16 protein-coding genes are annotated in these 19076 nt (G+C 71.5%); 3 read left to right on the top strand and 13 right to left on the bottom strand.

All coding sequences use genetic code 11. The features are described from left to right. The first annotated feature begins 146 nt into the window (after positions 1-146). On the top strand, positions 147-1583 hold the full coding sequence (locus ABEA93_RS13535; protein WP_345675721.1) for a UDP-N-acetylmuramoyl-tripeptide--D-alanyl-D-alanine ligase: 1437 nt from the start codon (positions 147-149) through the stop codon (positions 1581-1583). Positions 1584-1712: 129 nt separating this feature from the next. Here the strand turns inward: ABEA93_RS13535 and ABEA93_RS13530 are convergent, their stop codons facing one another. From ABEA93_RS13530 to ABEA93_RS13520, 3 genes are all read right to left on the bottom strand, one after another. Beyond that, entirely contained in the window at positions 1713-2864 is a 1152-nt protein-coding gene (locus tag ABEA93_RS13530; RefSeq protein WP_345675720.1) for a lipid II:glycine glycyltransferase FemX, read from the bottom strand. A 551-nt stretch (positions 2865-3415) separates the two neighbouring features. After that, positions 3416-4513, bottom strand: a complete 1098-nt coding sequence (locus ABEA93_RS13525) for a MerR family transcriptional regulator (RefSeq protein WP_345675782.1) — start codon at positions 4511-4513, stop codon at positions 3416-3418. 146 nt (positions 4514-4659) lie between these two features. Then, complete coding sequence (locus tag ABEA93_RS13520) at positions 4660-5265, bottom strand: DUF6461 domain-containing protein (protein ID WP_345675719.1); 606 nt, start codon at positions 5263-5265, stop codon at positions 4660-4662. A 428-nt stretch (positions 5266-5693) separates the two neighbouring features. On the opposite strand from ABEA93_RS13520, the gene ABEA93_RS13515 reads away from it, so the two are divergent. Continuing rightward, positions 5694-6326 carry a M15 family metallopeptidase gene (locus ABEA93_RS13515; protein WP_345675718.1) on the top strand — a complete coding sequence of 211 codons (633 nt, stop codon included), beginning with the start codon at positions 5694-5696 and terminating at the stop codon, positions 6324-6326. Between the two features lie 402 nt (positions 6327-6728). On the opposite strand, the gene ABEA93_RS13510 is transcribed toward ABEA93_RS13515, so the two are convergent. Together ABEA93_RS13510 and ABEA93_RS13505 are read right to left on the bottom strand one after the other, a co-directional pair. Further along, complete coding sequence (locus tag ABEA93_RS13510) at positions 6729-7382, bottom strand: hypothetical protein (protein WP_345675717.1); 654 nt, start codon at positions 7380-7382, stop codon at positions 6729-6731. A gap of 317 nt (positions 7383-7699) precedes the next feature. Further along, positions 7700-8734: a WD40 repeat domain-containing protein gene (locus tag ABEA93_RS13505; RefSeq protein WP_345675716.1), complete on the bottom strand. Its 1035-nt coding sequence runs from the start codon at positions 8732-8734 to the stop codon at positions 7700-7702. Between the two features lie 568 nt (positions 8735-9302). On the opposite strand from ABEA93_RS13505, the gene ABEA93_RS13500 reads away from it, so the two are divergent. Next, complete coding sequence (locus ABEA93_RS13500) at positions 9303-9995, top strand: hypothetical protein (RefSeq protein ID WP_345675715.1); 693 nt, start codon at positions 9303-9305, stop codon at positions 9993-9995. 120 nt (positions 9996-10115) lie between these two features. Here the strand turns inward: ABEA93_RS13500 and ABEA93_RS13495 are convergent, their stop codons facing one another. The 8 genes from ABEA93_RS13495 to ABEA93_RS13460 all read right to left on the bottom strand — a co-directional run bounded on the left by ABEA93_RS13495 (position 10116) and on the right by ABEA93_RS13460 (position 19046). Continuing rightward, positions 10116-10823: a M24 family metallopeptidase gene (locus ABEA93_RS13495; RefSeq protein WP_345675714.1), complete on the bottom strand. Its 708-nt coding sequence runs from the start codon at positions 10821-10823 to the stop codon at positions 10116-10118. 166 nt (positions 10824-10989) lie between these two features. Continuing rightward, a complete protein-coding gene (locus ABEA93_RS13490; protein ID WP_345675713.1) occupies positions 10990-12042 on the bottom strand; it encodes an SIS domain-containing protein in 1053 nt (350 codons plus the stop codon). Further along, positions 12039-12776 (bottom strand): N-acetylmannosamine-6-phosphate 2-epimerase, encoded by a 738-nt coding sequence (locus tag ABEA93_RS13485; protein ID WP_345675712.1) that lies wholly within the window; start codon positions 12774-12776, stop codon positions 12039-12041. Before ABEA93_RS13485 ends, ABEA93_RS13490 begins: the two co-directional genes overlap by 4 nt. After that, positions 12776-14017: an ROK family protein gene (locus ABEA93_RS13480; protein WP_345675711.1), complete on the bottom strand. Its 1242-nt coding sequence runs from the start codon at positions 14015-14017 to the stop codon at positions 12776-12778. The genes ABEA93_RS13485 and ABEA93_RS13480 overlap by 1 nt, the downstream gene beginning before the upstream one ends. After that, positions 14017-14952 carry a dihydrodipicolinate synthase family protein gene (locus tag ABEA93_RS13475; protein ID WP_345675710.1) on the bottom strand — a complete coding sequence of 312 codons (936 nt, stop codon included), beginning with the start codon at positions 14950-14952 and terminating at the stop codon, positions 14017-14019. Before ABEA93_RS13475 ends, ABEA93_RS13480 begins: the two co-directional genes overlap by 1 nt. 145 nt (positions 14953-15097) lie before the next feature. Next, positions 15098-16081, bottom strand: a complete 984-nt coding sequence (locus ABEA93_RS13470; RefSeq protein WP_345675709.1) for an oligopeptide/dipeptide ABC transporter ATP-binding protein — start codon at positions 16079-16081, stop codon at positions 15098-15100. After that, positions 16078-17970 (bottom strand): dipeptide/oligopeptide/nickel ABC transporter permease/ATP-binding protein, encoded by a 1893-nt coding sequence (locus ABEA93_RS13465; protein WP_345675781.1) that lies wholly within the window; start codon positions 17968-17970, stop codon positions 16078-16080. The genes ABEA93_RS13470 and ABEA93_RS13465 overlap by 4 nt, the downstream gene beginning before the upstream one ends. Before the next feature lie 122 nt (positions 17971-18092). Further along, positions 18093-19046: an ABC transporter permease gene (locus tag ABEA93_RS13460; protein ID WP_345675708.1), complete on the bottom strand. Its 954-nt coding sequence runs from the start codon at positions 19044-19046 to the stop codon at positions 18093-18095. Positions 19047-19076 lie beyond the last annotated feature (30 nt).

The following is a 19076-nucleotide window of genomic DNA, read 5'->3' as shown; positions in this document are numbered from 1 at the left end:
GATTCCGGATATTCCGGCGATAAGTTACTTGCGCGTAGCGTCGGGCGGGGCTTACATCGAATTTCGGGCGCGGACTCGACCCCGTATCCTCGGCGTATCGAAAACCGCATACGAACCCGCAACACCACGACGAATTGTCTGGAGGGATGACCTCCAGCGAAAATCCCACCCGCGCCGCCGTCCGCCTCGCCGAGCCCGAATCGGCGGCCGCTCCGAGCCCGGGAGTCCTCCCCCTCGTTCTTCGGGAGATCGCCGATGTCGTCGGCGGTACGGCCGTGCCCGGCCTCGTCGCCGACGTGGATGCCGTGACCGTGGCCGCACCCGCCGTCCTCGACAGCCGGCAGGCAACGCCGGGCAGCCTTTTCGTCGCCTTCGCGGGCGAACACGCCGACGGCCATGCCTTCGCCGAACAGGCGGGCCGAGCGGGTGCCGTGGCGGTGCTCGGCTCCCGGCGCACCACGCTGCCGACGGTGGTCGTCGACGATGTCCGGGCTGCGCTGCAGGCGCTCGCCGTCCACGTCGTGGCGCGGCTGCGCGGCGGGCTGATGGTAGCCGGAGTCACCGGCTCGCAGGGCAAGACCAGTACCAAGGACCTGCTGGCGGCCGTGCTGTCGAGCGCCGCGCCGACGATCGCCACGGCCGGTTCGTTCAACAACGAGCTGGGCGTGCCGCTCACCATGGTGCGCGCCGGCGCGGCCACGCGGTTCCTCGTCCTGGAGATGGGAGCCCGGCGGGAAGGCGACATCGCGGCGCTCACCGGCTTGGTCGCCCCCGATATCGCCGTCGTCCTCAACGTCGCGCAAGCCCACCTCGGCGCGTTCGGTTCGCGTGCGGCCATCGCCCGGACCAAGGGAGAACTGGTGCGGGGGCTGGCGGCCGGCGGCACGGCCGTCCTCAACGCCGACGATCCGCGCGTCGCCGCGATGCGGACGCTCACGGGCGGCCCGGTGCTGACATTCGGCCGGGCGCAGGACGCCGACGTTCGCGTACACGACCTGTCGCTGGATCGGTGCGGCCGTCCGTCGTTCACGCTGCGGACCGCGGGCGCCTCGGTTCCCGTCAGGCTGCCGATTGTGGGCGCTCACCAGGCGCTCAACGCGGCAGCCGCCGTGGCTGCGGGCCTGGCGGCCGGCGTATCCCTCGACGAAGCGGCAGCGGCGTTGGCGGGTGCGTCGGTGTCCGAGTGGCGCATGGAACCGCGTCGGCTGTCCGGCGGTGCGGTGCTGCTCAACGACTCCTACAACGCCAACCCCGACTCGACCCGCGCCGGCTTGGACGCACTGGCGGCAGTCGAGGGCAGGCGCCGTATCGCCGTCCTCGGCGAGATGCTCGAACTGGGCGACGCAAGCGACGCGGAGCACTTCGCGGTCGGGAAGTACGCCGCGTCGCGTGCCGACACGGTGGTCACGGTCGGCGCCGCCGCCCGCACGATCGCGGAGGGCGCCGGCGAACGGGCGGTGCCGTTGGACGACAACGACGTGGCGGTGGGCTGGCTGCGCGGTCACCTCACGGCCGGGGACGTGGTGCTGATCAAGGCCTCCCGCGGCGCGCGCCTCGACGAAGTGGCAGCTGCACTCACTTAGTTGCGGAAGAGGGATTGGTCGCGGAAGAGGCGTGGGGCGGGAGTGGACGCGATGCCGCACGGCGCACGTGGGCCGGGCGCGATGCCGTGAATGCTCCCTCCCCGCCCCCTCCCCCGCCCGCGGTCGGCCTCAGCGCGATCGGCGCCGCATGTACAGGTCGAAGGCCCGGTAGACCATCGGCCGCAGCGGCAAATCCCACTCGCCGACGTACCGCACCGCCCGGCCGCCGGTCCCGACCTTGAAACGGATCAGGCCGACGTGCGGGTCGTCCGCGTCGAGGGTGGAGGTGATGCCGCGCAGGTCGTACACATCGCAGCCGGCCGCCAGCGAATCGCGGATCATCGCCCACTGGCACGCGTTGGAGCCGCGCACCTCGCGCTTTGCGGTGGAGGAGGCCCCATACGTGTACCACGCGTGGCCGCCGACCCTGACCAGGATGGTCGCCGCGACCAAGTCGCCCTGGTGACGGGCCAGATAGAGGCTGATGCGCTCCGGATCCTCGGCGCCCATCTCGGCGAACATGGTCGCGAAGTAGCGCAGCGGACGCGGCATGAAGTGGTCGCGCTCGGCCGTGTGCATGTACAGCTCGTGGAACGCCTTGAGCTCCGCCCCGAACGCACCGCCGTCGACACCGCCACGGCCCACCCCCCTGGCCGTGACCTCCACTCCCTCCTTCTCCGCCTTCTTGATGTTGCGGCGCCAGACCTGGTTCATCCCCTTGAGGAGGTCGTCCTCCGTCCTCCCCGCCAACGGAATCTCATACGTGAACTGCGGTTGGCCGACGCCGAATCCGTCCTCCGGACTCTGCGGCAGCCACCCGGCGTCCCCCAGCCACCGCGCCACGCGGCTGCCGACCGCGTCGACGCGCCCACCGGCCGCCTCGGCGAGCCGCCCGACCCCAGGAGCGGCCATCCCGTCCTTGACCTCGGCGGCGCTCCAGGTGTCCGTACGCACCGGCGGACAGAGCCGGATGGCGAACGCCCCCTGCGCCTTGAGACACACCGCCAACGGGTCGAGCCACGCGGCGATGTCACCCGCCCAGTCGATCGTCGGCCCCTGCGGCACATACGCCAACGTGAACCGCTCGAACCGCGGCACCGGCCGATGCAACACGAGCCCTGCGCCGACCAGCTCCCCACCGTCGAACCAGCCGAGCGACTCGCTGCGCCACTCGGTCTTGACGCGCCCCCACCCCGGCGTCTGCAGAAAGCTGACCGACCGCCGCCCCCGCACAAACCCCAGATGCTCGGCAGCACTGATCCGCGCAACCCTCAGCGCCATACCCGCGCCCTCCGATCCCAGCGCAGAGCCCAGGCCGCCACGCGAGCCGATTCACAACAGAACATCCCGGCAGTCAACCCAGCCCGCAGTTGCCCCCGCGTATCCGCTTTTCCCTACACCGACGATACGCACCCGGACCCGGAAGGCAGCCCGCGTCGGGCCCGCGTCGCCGTCGAGCGCCGCCCACGCCCGGGACGCCACGGTCCCTTCCTCGACTGCACCTGCTTACGCTCCGCAAGGCGGCGACAGACCCGAACCAGGACACGTGCCGGCGACTTCCCTCGTGTTCAACGGCCTCATGCTCGACGCCGTGTTGGACCTGCCACTCGCCACGCCATCGCCGGCGCCTGGAACTCGCCGATCAGCTTCGTCTTCCTCGGCGCCGCCGGTCTGCTCACCCGATGGACCGAGGGCCTCCACGCCCGTGACCGGCCTGCGATGCGTGCACGAGCGCGCGCAGATCAACCCGCGGAGCTCGGCGATCGACCTGGGCAGGCCGGGCCGCGGCGCCGATCCTGTCCTTCCCACAACACCATCAACCTGCGTGCGCTTCAAGCCACGAGCAGGCGGAGGCCGAGGTCTGCCTCGGCAAGGTCGACAACGTCGCTGTTGCGCTCGGCCCATCGACCGGAGTCGAGGTCCTCGCTGAGGCTTTGCACCGTCCGCTGCTCGGTCTGAGTCCCGACCCTGGTCCACACCGACATCGCACGGCGCACGTGATCCTCCAGATACGCCCCCGGCCGACGCCAGTACGCCTCGAACAGGCCGTCGGCGCAGTCCCACGGGATGGGCACCGGTTCAGCGCGGGCGCCGATCGCGTCGGCCATCCCGGCCAGGGACGGGAATTGCGCGAGGACGGCGGCGAACTCGGGCAGGTAGTCGCGGGTAAGCCAGAACCGGTCCTGCCATCCGGGCTCGTCGGTGTCGAACGTGAGCACCACCACGCGGCCGGCCACGCGCCGCATCTCGCGCAGCCCCGCTATCGGGTCCTCCCAGTGGTGAACGGTGGAGACAGCCATCGCGACGTCGAAGGACCCATCCTCGAACGGCAGGTTCTCCGCAGCCGCCGCCACGCACCGCGCCGAGCCGGCAGGCCGCTGCCCCCGCATGACCGCCGACGGTTCCACCGCGGTCACGTCGCGATCAGCGGGCTCGTAGGAGCCGGTGCCGGCCCCGACGTTCAACACGGTCTGCGCATCCCCGAGCGCGTCCCAGATCTGCGCGGCGATCCGCGGTTCCGTACACCGGGTCACGGTGTAGGCGCCGCCGATCGCGTCGTACAGCCGTACGCCGAGCATCTCCAGTTGCTCCTCAGGCGTCACGTTCAATCCCTTCGCCCGTGCCGCAAGTTCCCTGTCGATGGCCGCCACCATGGCATCGGCGCGATCACGCCGCTCCAGCAGCAAGCCGCGCAGTCGGCGCAGGTGCGCGACCGCGTCGGTGGACGGGTCGCCGATCAGTTCCGCGATCTCCCGCAGCCCGAAACCCAACCGCCGGTAGGCCAGCACCTCCCGCAGCCGTTCCACGTCGTCCGCCGCGTAGGCCCGGTAGCCGGCCGCGGTCCGCGCCGAAGGACGCACGAGCCCGATCTCGTCGTAGTGATGCAGCGTGCGGACGCTCACGCCGGCCCGCTCGGCCACGCGTCCCACGGTCCAGTGATCCTCCACGGCACCGACTATCCAACCTGACGCCACGTGAGGGTCAAGAGCCTCACGCACACGTGGACCAGCTTGCCTGGCACCGGTGGGGCCCTGCCCGACAGAACATCGAGCGGCTGTGCCCGGACAGTCTGACCTCAAATCATGGCGGCGAGCAGTTCACCGTCCTCGACGGTCTCCTGCGGCAGCGTGACTCCGAATTCGGCATGCATCATCCGCAGGGTCAGCCGTTGCTCCTCGGCGATCCCGAGATCGGGCATATCCCCGCCCGGACACAACACCCCCGCACGGATCAGCTCCGGCACCAGCCGGTCGGGGTCGCTGCCACCACGCTGGAGCGGTGACTCGTACTGGCACACCACGAGCCCGGACTCCGCATAGCTGAACACCGTCACCGCGTTGACGTTGCGGAAGATACTCATCGCGACCGTGCCTGCCGAAACTTCAACAAGCACCTCTTCGTCGATGCCGCGGATCCCGCCATCCTCGACCGCGAAAGCCCACCCGTCGGACTCGCCGGCACGGATCACCCATTCCTTGTCCCCGACATCCGGGTGGCCGTCGTCAAGGAGATCCTCGATCCAGTGGTTGGCGTCGATCCGGGTCTTCATGGCGGCTGTCGCCACGTCACAGCCCATGCGTCGGAGCAGCTCGACAGCGTCCAACCCCCGCGCGAACGTCACGCAGTAGCCGAACTCGAGGAACGTCGAGTCCTCCAGCCAATCAACCCCGACACCACTCATCGCGTACCTCGTCCGAATCACCGTCATCGCATGTGGTCAGGTGACCTTAGCCGAGCGATCGGACGGGGCCACCCGCCGCGTCTGTCAGGCCCAGACCCGGCACGGCGAGAGTCATTGCAGGCACAGGAACACGCTGTCTGAGGAGAACTTCATCGAGCACGACAACCCCCGAGATCCCCACGCCCATGAACGCTCAACCAGCCACTCTCCCAATGGTCAGGAGCAGCCAGGTGGTTCGGACATGGGCTCGCAGGGACTGCTGCGCCGGACAGCGCGGTTTCGGGCTGCCAGCTGCCGCGTAGGTGATGTGCTCGGCTGCGGTGGCGCGGCTGCACTGCTGGGCAGTGCCCCCTGGTGGATAGCCGATTTGCGACGCGATCCACGCAGCGTGCTGCTCCGGTGACTCGTGCTGGGTAGGTTGGTCGCCCATGATCCTGCTCAGCGATCCGCGGGTGCAGTCCGTTCCTGTCCGTGAGTGCGGTGAGCCGCTCGTTCAGGTCACCGACGTTGCATCCCTCCGCCTGGACGACCGAGAGAAGGACATCCACGGAGTGTGGAGCCAGGTGCGGTCTGGCGTGTTGGACCGGCTGCGGTTGGTGGCGGCGGCATTGCCCGCCGACACGGCGCTCCTCATCGTCGAGGGGCGTCGCAGCCGGGCGGAACAACAGCGTCGGTTCGACGCCTACGCGGACAAGCTCCGGCAGTCAGGCGTCACGGACCCCACGGAACTACGGGTACGGACGAGCGCATTCGTGTCCCCGGTCGAGGTGGCCCCGCATTGCGCCGGGGCGGCGGTAGACGTGACGCTCGTGGACGACAGCGGCGCGGAGTTGGACATGGGCGGCCCGGTCAACGGGCACCGCTTCGGCGCCGAGGCCTCGTGTCCCATGGATGCCGCGGACATCTCCGACACCGCACGCCGGACCCGACGGCTTCTGGCGGTGGCGATGGGCGACGCCGGGTTCGTGAACTACCCGCCCGAATGGTGGCACTGGTCCTATGGAGACCGCTACTGGGCATTGGCCACAGGCGCCGAAAGCGCTCTCTACGGACCGGTCTGAACACCGGTCCGCGGACAAGTGGCGCGGATGCACTACGGCGCACGAGGCAAACCGGCCGACTGCCTGTGGGCGACGATCCGTAAGGGGGCCATGGCAATTGCGAGAGTCGAAAGCTGGGAAGAGCTCCCGCTGTTCCCTACGACGGCGGGCAAGCCGGTCCTCAACCAGATGCGCGACGTCACGGATTTCGTGGCCCACTGGGAGGATCCGTCGCCCGCCCCGAGGCGGGTCTTGGACGTCCGCTCAAGCGATCGCGGGAATCTCAACGAGACCGGCGAGCCGGGCAAACGCTCGGCCCCGGCTCTCACTCCCGCCGACCGGGTACGAGTGGACGGGGCAAGCCCCGGAAGACTGGACCGCCGGCTTGGCGGTCGTGCGCAGGCCGTCGCTCCGTGTCGGCCCTCAGGCCCGGGTCGCCTTGAGGACGAAGTCCTCCCCACGGCCGGTGTCGGGTCTGCGGGCGGTCAGGGTCGTGCCGTCCCATGTGACGTCCACCGGGAACGTGCCGCGTGCCCCGCGCTCTTCCCCGTACACCCAGGTGACCGTGGCCTTGGCGGAGTCGGCGACCTGGCCGGGAACGCCCGTGGCACGGATGTCCGTGTCCGTGTCTTCGCCCTTGGTGACGGTCAGTGTCCCCCCGGCGAGCGAATAGGTGCCGGACTCCTCGCGAATGCGCGGGGTGCCGGCCCCGTCCTCGGCCTCGGGCGGGGTCGTCATGCTCCAGCGTCCGTCCGCCACCGTGAGCGTGGTGTAGTTGTAGTTCGGCTTGGGCGTGATGCTCAGGTTCCATGTGCCGCGGACGAACGCGTCGACGGCATGTCCGGCCAACGTCGTCGGTGGCGCGCCCGCCGGGCCGACCGAGCCGTCGGCCGCCTTGTCGGACTTCCCGCCGCCCGAGCCGCATGCGGCCGCGGCCATACCGAGCAGTCCGACCATGCCGTAACGCACCACGGTCCGGCGGCCGACGGCCCGTTCCATTCTCTTCCAGTCGTCGAACAAGAGCGTGTCCTTCCCCCCACCCCATGCCGCCGCGGGAACGGCTGCGTGCCACAGCATGGCAGTCGTTCCCCGCCCTGCGGGACGAAACAGCAGAGACCACCGCGGCTTCGAACCGCTTTGAAGACCCATCTCAGCCGCCCCCACAACAAGGGAGTTGATCGGCACGGCGGCGAGGCGGGCCCGACTCCGCACACTCCGGCACACCACGCGAGCACGAGCCCGGCGGCAGTCACAACAGTCGCGGCAATGGTGCGTATGGCGGCGAGGTGCCGCGGGTCGACACTTACGCCCAGACGACGGCCCCCGTGCGGCACCGCATACGACCAGTACCTCGACAGGGTGGAACCTAGTCGTCCCCCCTGCCCGTGCCGCAGTCACGCCGCCGGGAGTTCCCATGCCGAAACGATCCCGTGCAAGGAGGCGGACGCGACGAGCGCGCGGCCTCCGGCGTCGGCGGCGGCCACCGCGTCCACCTTCCACCGACCGCTGCTCATCGGCTCACCCCACGGTTCGCCGGTGGACAGGTCCCACACGCGAATGGTGCCGTGGAAGTCCCCGCTCACTGCGACCGGCCGTCCGCGGAGGCGGCCGGTGCCGACCGCGGTGACGTAGGTGTCGTGCAGGGCCGTCGGCTGGCCGATCGAGGTGCGCGTGGCGAGGTCCCACAGGCCCACCTGGTCGCCTCCGGCCACCAGGACGGCACGGCCGTCGACGTGGCCGACCGCAAGTGCGTTGACCTGCCCAAGGGCGCCGCAGGGCCACGGATCACCGATCTCGCCATCGGCGAACAGTTCTGTGCTCCACATTCGCATCAGGCCGTCGTCGCCCGCGGTCACCGCGACCGGCACGCCGTGCACGCGAGCGCATGCAACCGCCGGGACGTGCCGTTGTCCTTCCGCGCGCAGTTCGTGGTAGTTCTCCAGGTCCCAGACGTGAAAGGGCCCTTCCCGCTCGGCGAGCACCACCGCCACACGCGGGTCTCCGAATTCGCCCTCCACGCAGGCCGCGTGGGCCGGGTAGCCGAAGGGCTCACCGTCCGGGCGTTCGAACGAACAGAGATGCTCGGCGGTGACCGCGTCCCACACATCGAAGCGGGGATCATCCACCGGTTCACCCTCGTCGCCCCAGACGACGGCGTCCTCGTCCATGGCGGTCACCACGACCAGACGGTCGTCGACGACCGCGAAGGACACCACCCTGACCTCCCCCAGGTCACCATGCAGGCGACGACCCGCCAACTGCCCGTCCGACACGTCCCACATCGTGACGCCTTCGAAAGCCCCGGTGAGCAGCACCGGCCGACCGTCCGACTCCGTGACGGCCACCGAACACAAACCGCTGCCCGGGAGCTTGGTCCGGAACACCAGCCGACCATCAGCACGGGCCGGCGAGCCCTCTCCGGTATGCATGCGCCCCACCGTATCCCGGCACGCTGACAACCTCCCTGGGAGAGAACCGGTCCACCGGATCACTCATGAATGTCTTTCGTGTTCGACGAAGCCGGCCGCCCGGTGGAACGCCGATACTGCGGAGATGCCTGTCTTGGTCCGCGTCGGAATCTGCAGCGCATGTGCGCGGAAGCCGCCGTTTCGTCCTTTGACGTACTGGGACGGACGCCACCACTGCGCAGTGCCTCGGGTGCCTGGTCCGGCTTCGACCTGGCCGCCGGCGATCCGCCTGCCCGGGTAGTGCCCCGGGCGGCGACGCCCGGGTTCGTTGACCGTTGGAGGCTATGACGGGACGATTCGCGTGAGCGTGCGGACGCGCGCAGGTTGGGGGACCGTCCATGGCCATGCCAGCAGCACCAACGGCCGGTGTGTGGAGCGTAGTTCCGGGCACGACAGGCACGATCCCCGGCAGTGAGTTCCTGCACGGGGCAGTGAACCACGTCGACTTCACGCACCCGGCCGGGGGCCCACTCACTCCGAGTACAAGGTCGACGCGCAGTGGACCAGCAGCAAGACGGCACGGGCGACGATGGCAGCCCCGGCGCTCGCGGCTGTGCGGGCGCACGTCAACGGCAACGTCGTCGGAACGCTGGTCAAGAACACGTGCCTCTTGGACGCGGCCGTCGACGCGGTCGTCCACCTGGTGACGCCGGGCTGGCAGTGGTGTCCGAGCCCGGATGTCCACCAGACCTTCCACGTGCGCACCACGTTCGGGGCGGTCACCCCGGAGCTGTGCGATCTCGCCGTCCACCTGATCGCGCTGCGCAGCGCGGCCGAGGCTCGGCTGCGGCAGATGCGGAAGCTGAACGTCCCCGAGGTCACGCTCATCACCAACGCCAATCTGCCGACGAAGGCGACCCAGGTCTTCAAGATCTCCTGGGATCTCGTGCTCGCGGAGGGGCGCGACGCTTGCATCAAAGCCCTCACCAAGGTCCCGGTGCGTACGCCGATGATCAGCGGACCGCCGTCGCGTGACCCCGCCAACGGCGAGATGAACAAAATCATCAGTACCAAGATGCTCGCCGCCGACAAGGGGCTCACCGCGCTCGACGCAGCCGGGCTGATCGACCTGCCGGGCATGAGCGGCAGGACGTTCAGAGCCAAGGTGGGAAAGGGCACGCTCTTGGACCCGGACAAGAGCGGCGACCTGCACGCCGCGTACAACCACCTTCGCTTCCTGCTCTACGTCGAATGGCGGGCCATCGACGAGCTCATGCAGTAGAAGTCTCGCCATGCTCCTGAGGGTCGAGTGGCCCGGTCGGCGGCGGAAAGCTCCGGGCGGTTCGCCCCATGTGCTATTCCTGCTACGAGGGTTGGGGCGGCGACCCCCACCCCGGACGCGTCAGGCGAGGTCCAGCAGCTGCTCGTGGAAGCCGCCGATGCCGCGGTCGCGGTCGACGAGGTGGAGTTCGAGGATCCAGTGGCAGATCCGGCCGTTCCGGTCGGTGCGGCGCAGCGGATCGGGGTTGTCCGGGGTGATGTAGGACGCGGCTTTGTCGCCGTCGACCGTTTCGTGGGGGAACTCGCCGACCAGGTGGCCGGCGTGCCAGATGCCGATCTCCCACCCCGCGTCCGCGGCGAGGCGCTCGACGTGCGCGTACAGCTCCCTGCCCGTGATGTGCGGGTCGGCGGCGAACGAGGCGCGGCCGGCGTCGAAGATGCGCGGCAGGTCGGCCGCGAGCCGGTGCTTGTGCGGGTCGTTGCCGAAGACGTAGGTGCGGCCGAAGTCCGCCTCGTACTCCTCGAAGATGGGGCCGAAGTCGGCGAACGCGATGTCGTCAGGGCCGATGACCCGGTCCGGCGGGTTCTCCTTGTAGGGGGCGAGGGTGTTCGGTCCCGAGCGGATGATCCGCTTGTGCCAGTGCTTCGTGGTCCCGAACATCTCGTTCGCCAGGTCCCGGATCCGGTCGCTTGCCTCGCGCTCCCCGACACCGGGAGCGACCAGGTCGCGGGCGGCGACCTCCGCGAACAGCGCAGCGGCCTTGTCCTGCGCCGCGACCAATCCGGCCGCACGCGCGGCCTCGTCGGCACCGGCTTGTTCCGCAGTCATGCTCGCCGCCCTTTCGACATCCCTGATCCGGTTTTTGCTTGCTTCTGCAACCCTAGAGCGACGGGTCAACCGTTTTTGCCCGGGCCGGGGGCGTGGATTGCCTCCGCGCATACGGGCAGAGTTTCGTGTCCGCCGGGGCCGTGCGCATGCCCGTGTCCGGAGCCGGTCAGCGTGTCCGGGTCACCTTGGCCAGGGCACGGGGGGCATCGGGGTCGAGGTTTCGGTCGAGGGCGATCTCGCAGGCGAGCGTTTGCAGCGGGAGGATCTGCACGATCGGCTGCACTTCCTCGCGCAGCCCGGCGGGCAGCGGGAAGAACCCGTCCGGAGGCCCGAGCAGTGCCGCCCGGGCGCCGGCCGCACGGAGGCGGTCCAGAACCGGTGCCAGGGCGCGGCCCCCGGCGCCGTCGGGGACCACGGCGATGACCGGCGCGTCCCCGTCGATCATGGCGAGCGGCCCGTGCAGCAGGTCCGCGCCGGAGAAGGCCTGCGCGTGCAGGTAGCTCGTCTCCATGACCTTCAGGGCGGCTTCGCGCACGGTCGGGTAGCCGTATCCCCGCGAGGTGAGCACGAGGCGGTCGGCGAAGCGGTACTCGCGGGCATGGTCGCGTACTTCGCCGCCGCGCGCGAGGACCTCGGCTGCCGCACTCGGGATGCCGCGCGCGGAGTCCCCGGTGCCGCCGCGGACGGCGTCCACGAGGAGGTACAGAGTGAGCAGTTCGGCGGTGTAGGTCTTGGTGGCGGGCAGCGCGAGTTCGGGTCCGGCGAGCACGTCCAGGTGCAAGTCCGCGGCCGAGGCGAGCGCGCTGTCCGGGTTGTTCGTGACCGCCAGGGTCAGCGCCCCGGCCTCGCGGGCGGCGCGGGTCGACTCGATCAGGTCCGGTGAGCCGCCCGATTGGCTGACGGTCACGAACAGCGTGCCGTGGAGGCGTGGTCGGGCCCCGTACATCGTCATGGTGGACATCGACGCCAGCCCGGCGGGCAGGCCGAGGAGGATCTCGACGAGGTACTTGGCGTAGAGGCTCGCGTTGTCGGACGTGCCGCGCGCGGCGAACACGACGAAGCGGGGTTGCGCGGCACGGATGGCCTCCGCGGCGGCCTGGATGTCCGGCAGCCCATGCGCCAGAATCCGGGCGAGCACGGCGGGCTGCTCCGCGATCTCCCGGGTCATGACGGCGCCCGGCGCGACGCCGGAACCCGCTTCGGGGACGGCGGCGGTCATGCGTCGGCCTCCGTACGGTCGGCATCACGGACCAGGGCGGCTGCGGGCAGGGCAGGCAGCGCGTTCCTGAACTGCCCGGTGAGCCAGCCGGGGGACGTGATGGCGGTTCCGACGACGACCGCGTACGCTCCCGCCGCGATCGCCGCCGCGGCGTGGTCCGGCCGGTGGTAGCGGCCTTCCGCGACGACCGGCACGGGCAGTTCGGAAGCCAGCAGGCGCACCAGGTCGAGGTCGGGGCCTCCGTCGCTCCGCGGGCTGTCGGGGGTGTAGCCGGACAGCGTGGTGGCGACCACGTCGGCGCCCGCCGCCACCGCGGCCAGCGCGTCGCCGCGGGTGCCCACGTCGGCCATGGCCACGAGCCCTCGGTCGTGCGCGGCGGCGATCGAGTCGGCGAGGCTCCGCCCGTCGGGGCGCGGTCGGCGCGTGCCGTCGATCGCGATGATGTGGGCGCCCGCGTCGGCGACTTCGTGGACGTGGCGGGCGGTGGGCGTGATGTACACGCCCTCGCGTCCGTCCTTCCACAAGCCGATCACCGGCACGTCGACCGCGGCACTGATGGCGCGTACGTCGTCCGGGCCGCCGATGCCGCCGCAGCGGATGGCGGCAGCGCCGCCCGCGACCGCGGCACCGGCCATACGGGCCATGGCGTCCGGATTCCGCAGGGGGTCGTCGGGGCGGTGGACCTGCACCGAGACGATCAGGCCGCCGCGCAGGCGTTCCAGGAGGGGGTGCATCAGGGACGTTCCTCGTTCGTAGCGATCGCGGCACCATCGGCGGCGATCTCGGTAGCCGTGCGAGCGGCGGCATCGGTGTCAGACAGGCCGGGCAGGCCGGGCAGGCCGGGCAGGCCGGGCACGTCGGGCACGTCGGGCACGTCGGGCACGTCGGGCACGTCGGGCACGTCGGGCACGTCGGGCACGTCGGGCAGGCCGGGCACGTCGGGCAGGCCGGCGATTCCCGCGTCGTCGAGCAGTGCCGCGGCGCCGACAAGGGGCGCGTTGGTCCCCAACGCCGCGCGGAGGAGCGGAAGTTCCGCCATCGCGGGGAGCAGGCCGCGGCGCAGCGCACGGGCGAGCGGTTCGGTGAAGCGCGTGCCGATGCCCGCCACTCCCCCGCCCAGGACGACCGCTTCCGGGTCGAACGCGCAGGTCAGACCCCCCAGAACGGTGCCCAGGACCTCCGCCGCACCGGTGATGGCGGCGGCCGCGACCGGGTCGCCGGCGTCCGCGCGCCGGACGATCTCGCGGAGTCCGACGGGTTCGGCCGATGGCCCGGCCGGGCCGGACGCACCGCATGCCTCGGCGTAGGCCGCTTCGATCGCCGGTCCGCTCGCGACCGACTCCACGTGCCCGGTGCCGCCGCAACTGCACGTGCGGGAGCCGGATGCCACGAGATGGCCGATCTCGCCGGCCGCGTGGTGGGCGCCGCGCACCAGGCGGCCGTCGATCGCGTACGCGCCGCCGATGCCGGTGCCGACCGAGACGTACAGCACCGAGTCGAGTCCGGACGCCGCACCGAAGCGCAGTTCGCCCAGCGCCATGGCGTTGACGTCGTTGTCCACGGCGACCGCAAGGCCGGGAAAGGCGGCGCGGAGGTAGGCGCGGATCGGTGTCCCCGCCCAGCCGGGCAGCAAGGCCGTCGACGACAGCACGGTTCCGGCCGAGGCGTCGACCACGCCCGGGGCACCGACACCGATCCCCGCGACGGGGCCCGCGGCGGCGGTGCGGACGCCCTCCGCGGCGTCGCGGACCGCGTCCAGGACCGCCCGCGGCCCGGCCTGGGCCGGTGTCGGACAGGTGCGGGCGAACCGCACGGAGCCGTCCGGGCCGACGAGTCCGGCGGCGATCTTCGTGCCGCCGACGTCGACGCCGATACGCGGCCAGCCGATCGGGCCGGTGGCCGGCCCGGCGGCCGGCCGACCAGCTGCTGTGCGACCGCCGGTACCGCACCCGGCCGCGGTTGCTCCCTCCGACATCAGCCGAGCAGTCCCGCGCGCTCGATGTACCCGCGCACCGTCGCGACCTCGGCGGCGTCCAGCGGGATCTGCGGGGGCGCGGTCACCGGGTGGTCGATGATGCCGCGCAGGTACAGCGCGGCCTTGAAGGCGCCGAGTGCCGACGAGCCCGGGCCCATGCGCTCCGCCGCGCCCGCGTCGACCAGCCCGAACAGGGCGATCAGCCGCTGCTGTTCGGCGCGGGCCGCGGCCATGTCGCCGCGGCGCGCGGCGTCCCACAGCCGGGCGTAGCCGTGCGGGTCGACGTTGCCGAGGCCCGGGACGACACCGTGCGCGCCCATGAACGCGGCGGTGTCGACGGTCAGTTCCGATCCGGTCAGGACCGAGAAGCCGGGGGTCTCCGCGGTCGCCAGAAGCAGTCGGCGGAATCCGCCTTCGTCGCCGCTGGAGTCCTTGACGCCCTGGATGACCTCGTCCGCGGCGAGCCGCGCGAGGAGGTCGCCGCCGAGCTTGCTGTGCACCGAGACCGGCAGGTCGTAGGCGATGATCGGGAGTTCCGTCGCCGCGCGCAGCAGGCGGAAGTGCCGCTCGATTTCGGCGGGATGAGTCCGCGTGTAGAACGGCGCCGTCGCGACGACGCCGTCCACTCCGGCCTTCGCGGCCTCCTGGATGTGCGCGGCGACGCGCATCGTCGCCGTGTCGATGACACCGGCGACGACCGGCACCTGGCCGGCGACCGCGCCGACGGCGATCTCCAGGACCCGCGCCCGGTGGGTATCCGGGAGGAAGGCCACCTCGCTGGAGGAGCCGAGGAAGAACAGGCCGTCCACGCCGCCGTCGAGGAGGTGTGCGATGAGGCGTTCGAGCGACCGGGCGTCGATCTCGTGGTCGGGCGTGAGCGGGGTGCAGACGGGCGGGACGACGCCGCTCAAGAGGGACGGCGTGGTGCTGGCCATGCGGAACGTGCTCCTTGCGGGGATGGGTTCGATCGCGGAAAGAATGCGTTGGCCGCCGGACGGGCGGGGCACGGCACGGGTCCGCCGGGGCCGGGTCACAGCGGCGGGCGGTGCGGCCCCGGCGGGGGGCGGGTACGGCCGTGGATCACGGCTCGACGGGGTGGTGGCAGCGGAAGCGGTGTGCGTCCACGGTGCCCGCCCTGTCGGGCGGGTCGATGGCGCACGTCTGGTCGGCGTGTCGGCAGCGGGTGCGGAACGGGCAGCCTTCCGGCGGGTTGACCGCCGACGGAAGCGGCCCGCGCAGCGGGATCCGCTCCGTGCCGCCGAGCAGCGCGGGCGCGGCGGAGAAGAGCGCCGCGGTGTAGGGGTGGCGCGGTGTCCGGATGACGTGCTCGACCGGTCCTTCCTCGACGATCCGGCCGAGGTACATGACCACGATGCGGTCGGCGAGGTGCCGCACGGTCTGGATGTCGTGCGAGATGAACACCAGGCCCAGGCCGAGGCGTTCCTTGAGGTCGTGGAGCAGGTTGAGGATCTGTGCGCGGACCGACACGTCCAGTGCGGACGTCGGTTCGTCGGCGACCACCACGCGGGGCTCCAGGGCGAGCGCGCGGGCGATGGCGACGCGTTGGCGCTGGCCTCCGGACAGTTGCCCGGGCAGCGCGTCCGCCGCACTCGGCGGAAGCCCGACCAGGCCCATGACCTCGCCGACGCGGTCCTCGCGCTGAGCGCGGGTGCCGCGGCCGTGGACGTCGAGCGGGTCGCGGATGACCTGGCGGACGGTCAGCCGCCGGTTGAGGGCGGTGGCCGGGTCCTGGAAGACAACGCCGACCGCGGCCCCGAATTCGGCGGCGCGCCGTCGCGCGGGCATCTGCCACAGATCGGTGCCTTCGAAGGCCACCGTGCCTTCGGTGGGTCGCTGAAGGCCGACCAGGACGCGGGCGAGCGTCGACTTGCCGCAGCCGGACTCCCCGACCACGCCGATGGTCTCGCCTTGGCGGACCTCCACGTGCGCGCCGGTCAAGGCGTGCACGTGCGCTTTCGAGAAGAGGCGGGGTCCCGGCACCGGGTGGCGGACGTGCACGTCGTCCAGGGTCAGCAGCGGCGCGTGCGGTGCTCCGGTTGTCATGATCCTCCTCCGACGGGGGTGGGCACGGCGGCCGGGTGATGGCAGGCCAAGGCATGCGTGTGCAGGTCGCCGTCCAGCGCCGGCGCGGTGTCGCGGCACAGGTCCGTCGCCGCGCGGCACCGGTTGGCGAAGCGGCAGCCGGGCCCGAAGGCCGACGGCGGCGGGACGACCCCGGGGATCTGGTGCAGGCGCTCTTCGCCGGCTTCCAAGGAGAGCACCGAACCGAGGAGGCCCCGGGCGTAGTGGTGGCGCGGCGAGCGCAGGAGTTCTCCGGTGCGCGCGGTCTCGACGACCTGGCCGCCGTACATCACGACGACGCGGTCCGCGAGGTCGGAGACCAGTGCGAGGTCGTGGGAGACCAGCACCAGGGCGAAGCCGAGTTCGTCGCGCAGCCGGACGAGCAGGTCGACGACTTGGGCCTGCACGGTGACGTCGAGTGCGGTGGTGGGCTCGTCGGCCATGATCAGCCGCGGGGCGCGGGACAGCGCCATGGCGATCAGCACGCGCTGGCGCTGTCCGCCCGACAGCTCGTGCGGGTACGCGCGCAGCGTGCGCGCCGCGTCGAGGCCGACGAGTTCGAGGAGGTCGGCGGGTGTCCGGGTGCCGCCGCGCCGGGTGAGCTGGGTGAGTTGGGCGCGGATCGTCATCGCCGGGTTCAGCGAGCTGAGCGCGTCCTGGTAGATCATGGCGATGTCGTGCCCGAGGAGGGCGCGGCGTTCGCGCGGTGCGAGGGTGAGCAGGTCGCGGCCGTCGAAGAGGATTTCACCGCCGGTTTCGGCGCCGCGCGGGAGCAGCCCCATGACGGCGAGGCTGGTGAGGCTCTTGCCGCAGCCGGATTCGCCGACGAGTCCGACGGTCTCGCCGGGGCGGACGTCGAAGCCGACGCCGTCGACGATGCGCACTCCGTCGTGGCGGTCCGGGAAGCGCACGGTCAGGTCGCGTACGGACAGCAGCGGCGGCACGTCGGGCACGTCGCGGTCGGTGTGCCGGGCGGCGGCCGCGGCCAGCCGCTCGGCGAGTTCGGCGGGCTCGGGCGCGGCGAGGGCGGCGTCGGTGTCGGCGACGCGGATGTCCGGGCGGGGCGCGGAGCCGGTTCCGGACGGCGCTGCCCATGCGTCGGAGACGCCTTCCGCGAGCACGTTCAGCGCCAGGACGGTGAGCAGGATCGCCATGCCGGGGAAGAAGGTCGCCCACCAGCCGCCGGACAGCACCAGCGTCTTGCCGTAGGCGAGGACGGATCCCCAGGACGGGTCGGGTTCGGGCACGCCCGCGCCGATGAAGGACAGGCTGGCTTCGAACACGATCGCGTCGGCGACCATGACGGTCGCGAACACCAGAATCGGTGCGGCGCAGTTGACGGCGACGTGGCGCATCAGGATGTGCGGGCGGCGCGCGCCGATGACCCGTTCCGCGGCGACGTAGTCCTCGCCGTACTGGGCTTGGACGTTGGCGCGGACCACGCGGGCGAGCGACGGGGTGTAGAGGAACGCGATGGTCAGGATGATCACGGTCAGCGAGCTGCCGAAGACGGTGACGAACACGGCGGCCAGCGCGATGCCGGGGAACGCCATGACCACGTCGAGGAGCCGCATGATGCCTTCGTCGGCCCAGCGCCGCGACGTGGCGGCGAGTGCGCCGAGGGCGGCGCCGCAGACCAGCGCGAGCGCGGTCGCGCCGAGGCCGATGGCGAGCGACCAGCGGGCGCCGGACAGCACGCGCGAGAAGATGTCGCGCCCGGCCCGGTCGGTGCCGAACCAGTGGTCGCCGGACGGGCCCAGCGCGGGGGTGCCGGACGCGAGCGGGTCGTGCGGGGCGATCCACGGCGCGAGCAGCGCGGCCAGGGACAGCAGGAGCAGGGCGGCGAGGCTGACGCGGGCCGGCAGCGACATGCGGCGCAGCTTGATGCCCGGGCGGGACAGCCGGGCGGTCAGGCCCTGCCGGACCACGGGACCGCCGGGTGCCTCGGGTGCCTTGGGTGCCTCGGGTGCCGGAACGGTTGTCTTCGGCATGGTCAGACCCCCCTCAGGCGCGGGTTGGCGAGCAGGCAAGCGAGGTCGGCCAGGAAGTTCACGACCACGAACGAGACCGCGATGGTGAGGACCGTCCCTTGGACGAGGGCGACGTCGCCGGAGGTGACCCCGTTGAGGATGAGCGTGCCCATGCCGGGAAGGCTGAAGATCGCTTCGATGACGACGGCGCCGCCGAGCAGGTAGCCCACCCGGAGGCCGAGCACGGTCAACGGGGTGATCAGCGCGTTGCGCAGCACGTTGCGGCCGACGACGACCAGCGGGGGCAGGCCGTTGCCGGTGGCGGTGCGCACGTAGTCGCGGTCGAGTTCCTCGACCATCGAGGTGCGCACGATGCGGGTGAGCGACGCCCCGACGGGGACGGCGAGCGCAAGCGCGGGAAGGGTCAGGCTGCGCAGCCACTCCCCCAGTCCGTCGACCGGGTTGACGTAGCCGCCGGTGGGGAACCAGCCCCAGCGGATCGCGAATTGCTGGATCAGCAGGATGCCGAGCCAGAACGACGGCGTGGCGATGCCGGCCATGGACAGGACGCGGATGACCTGGTCGGGCCACCGGTCCCGGAACAGCGCCGCGGTGATCCCCAGCACGAGTGCCGCGACCACCGCGAACAGCAGTCCGAGCAGCGTGAGTTGGAGCGTCAGGGGGAACGCGGTGCCGATCATGTCGGCGACCGGCTTGCCGGGCGGCGCGGTGATGCCGAGGTCTCCGGTGCACAGGTCGCCGAGGAAGCGGAAGTAGCGGACGATCAGCGGGTCGTCGAGGCCGTGGGCGGCGGCGAACGCGGCGCGGGCGGACTCGGTGGAGCCTTCGCCGAGCGCGTTGTACGCGGGGTCGTTGGGCGAGAACTGGAGGATCACGAAGACGAACAGGGTGATGCCCAGCAGCAGCGGGGGCAGGGTCAGAAGCCGTCTTCCGGCCATGCGCAGAATCGTGGTCATGGGCTTTCCGGCAGGTTGTCGCGGACGGGG

The organism is Yinghuangia aomiensis (assembly GCF_039542225.1).
GTDB lineage: Bacteria > Actinomycetota > Actinomycetes > Streptomycetales > Streptomycetaceae > Yinghuangia > Yinghuangia aomiensis.
This window is presented reverse-complemented; position numbering and strand designations above follow the sequence as displayed.